General features: G+C 69.5%; 8 protein-coding genes. 3 read left to right on the top strand and 5 right to left on the bottom strand.

Features of this window, described 5'->3' with window-relative positions; translation table 11 throughout:
• Positions 1–139: 139 nt before the first annotated feature.
• On the bottom strand, positions 140–784 hold the full coding sequence (locus tag LCE31_RS33460; protein WP_225021194.1) for a CoA transferase subunit B: 645 nt from the start codon (positions 782–784) through the stop codon (positions 140–142).
• Positions 784–1,566 carry a CoA transferase subunit A gene (locus LCE31_RS33465; protein ID WP_225021196.1) on the bottom strand — a complete coding sequence of 261 codons (783 nt, stop codon included), beginning with the start codon at positions 1,564–1,566 and terminating at the stop codon, positions 784–786. The genes LCE31_RS33460 and LCE31_RS33465 overlap by 1 nt, the downstream gene beginning before the upstream one ends.
• 206 nt (positions 1,567–1,772) lie before the next feature.
• Here LCE31_RS33465 and LCE31_RS33470 point away from each other — a divergent pair, with 206 nt between their 5' ends.
• The 3 genes from LCE31_RS33470 to LCE31_RS33480 all read left to right on the top strand — a co-directional run bounded on the left by LCE31_RS33470 (position 1,773) and on the right by LCE31_RS33480 (position 3,989).
• Complete coding sequence (locus LCE31_RS33470; protein WP_225021198.1) at positions 1,773–2,237, top strand: MarR family winged helix-turn-helix transcriptional regulator; 465 nt, start codon at positions 1,773–1,775, stop codon at positions 2,235–2,237.
• 116 nt (positions 2,238–2,353) lie between these two features.
• Positions 2,354–2,863, top strand: a complete 510-nt coding sequence (locus LCE31_RS33475) for a DUF6314 family protein (RefSeq protein ID WP_225021200.1) — start codon at positions 2,354–2,356, stop codon at positions 2,861–2,863.
• Between the two features lie 103 nt (positions 2,864–2,966).
• On the top strand, positions 2,967–3,989 hold the full coding sequence (locus LCE31_RS33480) for an LLM class flavin-dependent oxidoreductase (RefSeq protein ID WP_225021202.1): 1,023 nt from the start codon (positions 2,967–2,969) through the stop codon (positions 3,987–3,989).
• Between the two features lie 248 nt (positions 3,990–4,237).
• On the opposite strand, the gene LCE31_RS33485 is transcribed toward LCE31_RS33480, so the two are convergent.
• The 3 genes from LCE31_RS33485 to LCE31_RS33495 form a co-directional block, all read right to left on the bottom strand.
• Positions 4,238–5,143: a carbohydrate ABC transporter permease gene (locus tag LCE31_RS33485; protein ID WP_225021204.1), complete on the bottom strand. Its 906-nt coding sequence runs from the start codon at positions 5,141–5,143 to the stop codon at positions 4,238–4,240.
• Complete coding sequence (locus LCE31_RS33490) at positions 5,143–6,069, bottom strand: carbohydrate ABC transporter permease (protein WP_225021206.1); 927 nt, start codon at positions 6,067–6,069, stop codon at positions 5,143–5,145. Before LCE31_RS33490 ends, LCE31_RS33485 begins: the two co-directional genes overlap by 1 nt.
• Positions 6,066–7,530: extracellular solute-binding protein (locus tag LCE31_RS33495; RefSeq protein WP_308042347.1), on the bottom strand; the 1,465-nt coding region annotated here is incomplete at its 5' end. The genes LCE31_RS33495 and LCE31_RS33490, both read right to left, overlap by 4 nt.

Consider the following 7,530-nt stretch of genomic DNA (forward strand, 5'->3'; position numbering starts at 1 on the left):
GATCTGGGGGTCCAGGGCTCCGGGGCTCCAGGGCTCTGGCGGTCGAGGGGGAGGGGGCACCGATCCTCGTGCGCACCGGCGCCACGTCAGTGGTGGGGACGAGGGGTTGGCCGGTCGCCCCGCACGGCGGGGTCGCCTTTTACCGCACGCCCTCCGCCAGGGCGAGCGTGGCGTCCGTCTTCGCCCGGATCTCGTCGGTGTCCACACCCGGCGCCGTCTCCACCAGGACCAGACCTTCCGGGGCGACGTCGAGGACGCCCAGGTCGGTGATGATCCGGTCCACGCACGACCTGCCGGTCAGCGGAAGCGTGCACTCCTTGAGGATCTTCGCGGTGCCGTCCCTGGTGGTGTGGGTCATGACCACGATGACCGACCGGGCGCCGTGGACGAGGTCCATCGCCCCGCCGATGCCGGTGATCATCTTGCCCGGGACGGCCCAGTTCGCCAGGTCGCCTCCGGCCGAGACCTGCATGGCCCCGAGCACGGCGACGTCGATGTGGCCGCCGCGGATCATCGAGAAGGAGAGTGCCGAGTCGAAGAAGGAGGCGCCCGGCAGGACCGTCACGGTCTCCTTGCCCGCGTTGATCAGGTCGGGGTCGACCTGGTCCTCCCGGGGATACGGCCCGGTGCCCAGGATGCCGTTCTCCGACTCAAGGATCACCTCCACGCCCGGCGCGAGGTGGTTGGGGATGAGCGTCGGCAGGCCGATGCCGAGGTTGACGTACTGGCCGTCGCGGAGTTCGCGCGCGGCCCGGGCGGCCATCTGCTCACGCGTCCAGGCCATCAGGAACCCGCCTCCTCTTGTGACGACCGTGCCGAAACCGTGCGCTTCTCGATCTGTTTCGCACAGGCCTGCTCGGGGGACAGGCCGATGACCCGCTGGACGAAGATCCCCGGCAGATGCACCGCGTCCGGCTCGATCTCACCGGGTTCGACCAGCTCCTCGACCTCGGCGATGGTCACCCCGCCCGCCATGGCCGCCAGTGGATTGAAGTTGCGGGCCGACTTCGCGAAAACCAGGTTGCCGTGCCGGTCGCCCCGCGCCGCGCGTACGAGGGCGAAGTCGGTGCGGATACCGCGCTCCAGCACGTACTCCTCGCCGCCGAACTCCCGTACCTCCTTCGGTGGCGAGGCCAGCGCGACACCGCCGGCGCCGTCGTACCGCCAGGGCAGCCCGCCCAGCGCGACCTGGGTGCCCACGCCCGCCGGCGTGTAGAAGGCCGGGATGCCCGCGCCGCCGGCCCGCAGCCGTTCGGCCAGAGTCCCCTGCGGGATCATCTCCACCTCCAGTTCCCCGCCGAGGTACTGGCGCGCGAACTCCTTGTTGGCGCCGATGTAGGACCCGGTGACCCGCGCGATGCGGCCTGCCGCCAGCAGGGTGGCCAGGCCCGACTCCATCGCGCCGCAGTTGTTGGAGACCACCGAGAGTCCGCCGACTCCTCGTGCGTGGAGCGCCTGTATCAGCACGTTCGGCACACCGCTCAACCCGAAGCCGCCCACCGCGAGCGACGCGCCGTGCCGTACATCGGCCACCGCCTCGCCCGCGGTGGCCACCACCTTGTCCATACGGGAACGCCCCCATCTCTTCCACGTCTTCAGGAAACGAGATACTCAGGGCACTGAGTATTCACGTGCAGCTCCCCACACGCTGTCACCCCCCGTTTGAGAGGTCAAGAGCCCAGGTGAGCTGAAGAAAGAAGAGATGCGTGAGCCCGTGGGACTCTTGGCGCATGCTATATCGTCAGGGTACGTACGAAATGACAGGAGCGCACATGGCCGCGGTCGACCTGACGACCCACCCCGGGCATCTGGCCCGGCGGTTGCAGCAGGCGCACTACCTGCTGTGGAACACGATGGTCTCCGAGGAGATCACCTCCCCTCAGTTCGCGGTGCTGAACGCGCTCGTGGCCGAGCCAGGACTCGACCAGCGCACCGTGGGAGAGCGGGTGGGACTCGACCGCTCCACCATCGCCGAGGTCGTCAGCCGCCTCGACCGCCGTGAGCTCCTGGACAAGATCCGCGACCCGCAGGACGGCCGTCGTTTTCTGCTGCGCCCGACGGACGAGGGACAGCGGGTCCACCGCAGGCTGACCGTGCGCACGGCCCGGATGAACCAGGTCTTCCTGGCTCCGCTCTCCGCCGACGAGCAACGCGCCTTCTTCGACCTCATCCAACGGGTGTCGGATGCCGCGGAAGGCCTGCGCAACCCGCTCGAAGCGACGGCACCGCGCGCGTGACACCACGGCCCGCCGGGGGCCGGGCCGGCCGCTCGGCGGGCCGATACGGGGCCCGCGCCTCGTCCGGCACGGTCTAGCATCGCGGAAAGACGGACGGCGGGTGGAAGGGCGGGGCGGTGGAACGACAGGACAGGCCGGCGGTCGAGCGTGCGACCCCCGCCGGCGGGCCGCACCGCGTGGCGGACACCCTCGGCTATCTCGCCGGGAGGTGGCGGGTCGAGCGGATCGTGTACGACCTGTCCCAGGATCGGTGCGGCACGTTCCGCGGCACGGCCGACTTCGTGTACGGGGAGCCCGGCGCAGGACTGCGGCACACCGAGCGGGGCGAGTTCACCTGGCAAGGGGTGGCCAGGCCCGCGTCCCGTGAGCACCTCTTCGAGCCGGCCGGCGAGGGGGCGGCTTTCGTCAGGTTCGCGGACGGCCGCCCGTTCCACCCCCTGGACCTGCGGGAGGGACACTGCGTCGCCGACCACCCGTGTGCCGAGGACGTCTACCGCGGCGAGTTCAGTGTGCTGGCCGCGGACCGCTGGCGGGTGGTGTGGACGGTACGGGGCCCGGCCAAGGACCTGCGCCTCGTGACCCTGCACCACCGGATGGGAGCCCCGCCCGAGCGGCCGGCCCGGTAGCCACGCCGCGAGCCGGTCCGGCCACGTCAGGGTGGCGCGTGCAGGCGTCGGAATCACCTGCCCGCGTGGGAATCAAACGTGGTCGTAGGGCGCTGCGCACCGTGTGAAGAGGATTGGATTTCTTTCGTTCGGCCACTGGTCGCCGAGTGAGCACTCCGCGACCCGCTCCGCCGCCGACTTCCTGCACCAGTCGATCGATCTGGCGGTGGCCGCAGAGGAGCTGGGCGTGGATGGCGCGTACTTCCGCGTGCACCACTTCGCCCGGCAGGCGGGGAGCCCGTTCCCGCTGCTGTCAGCCATCGGCGCGCGCACGTCGAAGATCGAGATCGGCACCGGTGTGATCGACATGCGGTACGAGAACCCGCTCTACATGGCCGAGGACGCCGGCGCCGCCGACCTCATCTCCGGAGGCAGGCTCCAGCTCGGCGTCAGCCGCGGATCACCGGAGCAGGTGATCGACGGCTGGCGGTACTTCGGCTACGCCCCGGCGGAGGGCGAGAGCAGCGCCGACATGGCCCGCCGGCACACCGAGGTCTTCCTCAAGGTGCTCGACGGTGAGGGCTTCGCCGAGCCGAGCCCGCGGCCGATGTTCGCCAACCCGCCGGGGCTGCTGCGCGTCGAGCCGCACTCCGAGGGGCTGCGCGAGCGGATCTGGTGGGGCTCCGGTTCGAACGCGACCGCCGTGTGGGCCGCGAAGCTGGGGATGAACCTGCAGAGCTCCACACTGAAGGACGACGAGACGGGGGAGCCGCTCCACGTCCAGCAGCGCAAGCAGATCGAGGCGTACCGCGAGGCGTACCGGGCGGCGGGACACGAGCGCGAGCCGCGGGTGTCGGTCAGCCGCAGCATCTTCGCCCTGACCAACGACCTGGACCGGGCCTACTTCGGCCGGGACCGCGACTCGCGCGACCGGGCCGGCATGATCGACGAGACGACGAGGGCGATCTTCGGGCGCTCGTACGCGGCGGAGCCGGACGTGCTGGTGGAGCAGTTGCGGGAGGACGAGGCCATCCAGGCCGCCGATACCCTGCTGCTGACCATTCCGAACCAACTCGGCGTCGACTACAACGCACACGTGCTGGAGAGCGTCCTCACCCAGGTCGCCCCGGGGCTCGGCTGGCGCTGAGCAGCACCCCACTGCCTCGGGCCCGGGCGTTCCGGGACGCTGCCCCGGGCCGGGGCTTTGCGGGACGGAGCGGCGGGCCGTACCCGGGGGCGGCCCGCTCGCTCCGCGCTCCGGGCCCGGCGCCCCGTCCGTCGCGTTCTGCCCGGCCCGGCGCCCGGCCGGTGGTCCGGTAGGCACCGGGCAGGCCCTCCGGCACCGCGACGGGCTCGCCCGGCACGTGTCGCCGAGAGGGCGCCGAGAGGGAGAGTTCAGCCCTTCAGCGCGCCGCCGAGCGCGAACCCACCGCCCAGCTTGCGGGTGAGCAGGAGGTACAGCATCACCACGGGCAGTGTGTAGATGATGGAGAACGCCGCCAGCTGCCCGTACTGCGTCTGGTCGTGGGCGCTGAGGAAGGTGAACACGCTCACCGACGCCGGCAGCTTCTCCGGCGACAGCAGCAGCACGAACGGGACGAAGAAGTTGCCCCACATGCTGATGAAGGTGAACACGGTGACGACGATGACACCGGGCCACATCAGGGGCAGCACCACTCGCCACAGGGACTGCATGGCGTTGGCTCCGTCGATCCGGGCCGCCTCCTCCAGGACGATGGGCACACCGTCCATGAAGTTCTTCATCAGCCAGATCCCGATCGGCAGCGCGGACGCCGTGAGGAACAGCGTGGTCGCGCCCATCGAGTCGATCAGGTCGACCTGTACGAACATGCTGTACACGGGGATCATCACCGCGGTGATGGGCAGCCCGGTGGTGAACAGGACGGTGTACAGGAACGGGCGGCGCAGCCGGGAGCGGTAGCGCGACAGCGGATACGCCGCCAGGATCGAGACGACCACGCACAGCAGGGTCGCACCACCGCACAGCAGCAGGCCGTTGAGCAGCGGCCGGAAGGTGGTGTCGGTGTTGAGGACCGCGTGGTAGTTGTCCGTCGTCGGCGAAGGCAGGTGCAGCTCGAAACTGGCCGTGGAGCTGATGGACGCGAGCACCATCCACACCAGCGGCAGCACGAACAGCAGACAGATCGCCAGCAGGACCAGGTTGACCGCGACACGCGCGGGACGGACCCCGCGGCGCCCGGTACCCGCGGCGGACGCCGGGCGGGCGCCCCCGCCGCGCCGGCCCGCCGTGGCGGGCGGCCTCAGGCCGGTGGTGGCCATCAGTCCTCCTCCACCTTCAGCAGCTTGAGGTACACGACGGAGAACAGGGCGCCCACGACCAGCAGGACGAGCGCGATCGCCGTGCCGTAGCCGATCAGGCTGTTCTGGAACGCCTGCTGGTACATGAAGACCGGCAGGGTCTGGCTCTTGTTGCCGGGGCCGCCGCGGGTCATGGCGTAGACCAGCCCGAAGACGGAGAGCGTCTGCAAGGTGATCAGCATCAGATTGGTCATGATGGTGCGCCGGATGACCGGGAGCGTGATGTGCCACAGTCTGTGCCACACGCCCGCACCGTCCATCTCGGCGGCCTCCAGCAGATCGCGCGGCACCTCGTTGAGCGCGGCGGAGTAGACCATCATCGAGAACGCGGTGCCGCGCCACACGTTGGCCAGGCACACCGCGAGGATCGGCAGGGTGTACAGCCAGTTCTGCCGCGGCAGCCCCAGCAGGTCGAGCACGTCGTTGAGTGAACCCTGCTGGTAGAAGAACGCGTACATCAAATACCCGGCGACGATCTCGGGCAGCACCCAGGCGGCGATCACCACGCCGTTGGTGAGCGAGCGCACCGGGCGGGTGGCCTTCTCGGCGAGGACCGCGAGGCTCAGCCCGAGTGTGTTCTGCCCGACGACGGCGGAGCCGACGACGAACACCAGCGTCAGCCACAGGGCGTTGAGGAAGTCCGGGTCGCCGAACGCACGCGTGAAGTTGGCCAGCCCCACGAAGTGTGTTTCGGCCGCGCCGGTCAACTGGGCGTCGGTGAAGGCGTCGTAGACGCAGTAGAGGATCGGACCCGCGAGGAACACGGCCAGCAGGACGAGGGACGGCAGCAGCGGGAGACCACGCAGGAGCGACGAGCGCGCCGCGCGTCCGCCGGCCGCACGGCCCAGGGGGACGGCGGCGTCGGCGGGTGCGGCGGCGGATTTCATCGCGAGCCCTTGGCCGTGCTGTCGGAGCCGACGGCCGTGGCCACATCCTGGTCGTACGCCTTCGCGGCCTCCGACACCGAACTCTGCCCGGTGGTCACGGACTCCATGGCCTTGGTGATGGCGTTGGAGACCTGCGGATACTTCGGCAGCGCCGGACGGAAGTGGGTGTACTTGACCAGACCGGTGAAGAACTTGTTGGTCGGCGTGGCGTCGAGGTACTCCGGGTCGGCGGCCACGTCGGTGCGGACGGCGGTCGTGGACTCGATGATGTTCCACTTCGTCGTGTTGTCCTTGTTCTTGATCGCCTTCGTGAACTGCCAGGCGAGGTCGGGGTTCTTGGCCTTGGCCGGGATGGACCAGGCCCAGCCGCCCGACATGCTGACCTGTCCCGGCGCCTGGCCCTGCTGGGTCGGCATGGCGGCGGCGGCCATCGTTTTGGTCCACTCGGGCCAGGGCCGCGGTCCCGTCTTGAGCCAGCTGTTCGCCGTCCACGATCCGTCGATGGAGATCGCGAGCTTGTTCTCGGGGATCAGCTTCGTGTCGATCTCGGCGTCCGCGTTGGGGTCGAGCGCGACGGACTTGGACGGGCCGAGGCCCTCGCCGTAGACGGTGTGGACGAACGACAGCGCGTCCTTGAAGCCCTGGGAGCCGACGATCCACTTCTTGTTCTTGGCGTCGTACAGGGAGTCGCCCGCGGCGGTGGTCCCGTACAGCAGCATCTCGAAGCCCTGCATGGTGGACCGCTCGCCGCCGGCCTGCCCGGTGTAGAGGTTCATCGGTGTGACGCCCGGCAGCTTCTTCTTGATCGTCCGGGCCGCGTCCAGGATGTCCTGCCAGGTCTTGGGCTGCCAAGGGGTCGCGATCCCCGCCTTCTTGAGCAGGTCCTGGTTGTACCAGATGCCCCGGGTGTCGGTGTCGTCCGGAACGCCGTAGGTCTTGCCGTCGGTGGGCGAGGAGACGGCGCCCTTGGCGGCCTGGGCGAAGGAGCCCCAGTCCGACCAGCTCTTGACGTACGAGTCGATCGGTTTGAGGTATCCGCTGGCCATGTCGGAGTTGATCAGCGCGGTGTCCTCGTAGACCAGGTCGGGAGCGGTCGAGGGCGAGCGCATCATCAGCTGGATCTTCGTGTAGTAGTCGTTCTCCGACGCCGTGACCGGAACGATCTGGATCTTCTTGCCCGGGTGGGCCTTCTCGAAGGACTCCTTCATCGAGGCGAGGAACTTCTGCTGCTTGTTGTCGTTCTGGTCCAGGTGCTGCCAGTAGACGACCTTGATCGAGTTGCCGCCGCTGCCGGAGCCGGAACCGCCGCAGCCCGCGGCGGACAACGTTGTCGCGATGGTGATCGCGAGGGCGGCGAGAAGTTTCTTGCGCAAGGGAATCCTCCGAAGGGTGCGGCTCATGCGTCTGTCTCCGGCGGGCGGCCGCGGGTGGTACGGGTCGTAGCCGAGGGGGGTGGGGGAC

It is taken from the genome of Streptomyces sp. 8L, from assembly GCF_020176795.1.
Taxonomy (GTDB): domain Bacteria; phylum Actinomycetota; class Actinomycetes; order Streptomycetales; family Streptomycetaceae; genus Streptomyces.

Bases quoted from the DNA above. Each gene is read 5' to 3' on its own strand.
- LCE31_RS33460 (WP_225021194.1), bottom strand. From the start codon at position 784: ATGGCCTGGACGCGTGAGCAGATGGCCGCCCGGGCCGCGCGCGAACTC.
- LCE31_RS33465 (WP_225021196.1), bottom strand. From the start codon at position 1,566: ATGGACAAGGTGGTGGCCACCGCGGGCGAGGCGGTGGCCGATGTACGG.
- LCE31_RS33470 (WP_225021198.1), top strand. From the start codon at position 1,773: ATGGCCGCGGTCGACCTGACGACCCACCCCGGGCATCTGGCCCGGCGG.
- LCE31_RS33485 (WP_225021204.1), bottom strand. From the start codon at position 5,143: ATGGCCACCACCGGCCTGAGGCCGCCCGCCACGGCGGGCCGGCGCGGC.
- LCE31_RS33490 (WP_225021206.1), bottom strand. From the start codon at position 6,069: ATGAAATCCGCCGCCGCACCCGCCGACGCCGCCGTCCCCCTGGGCCGT.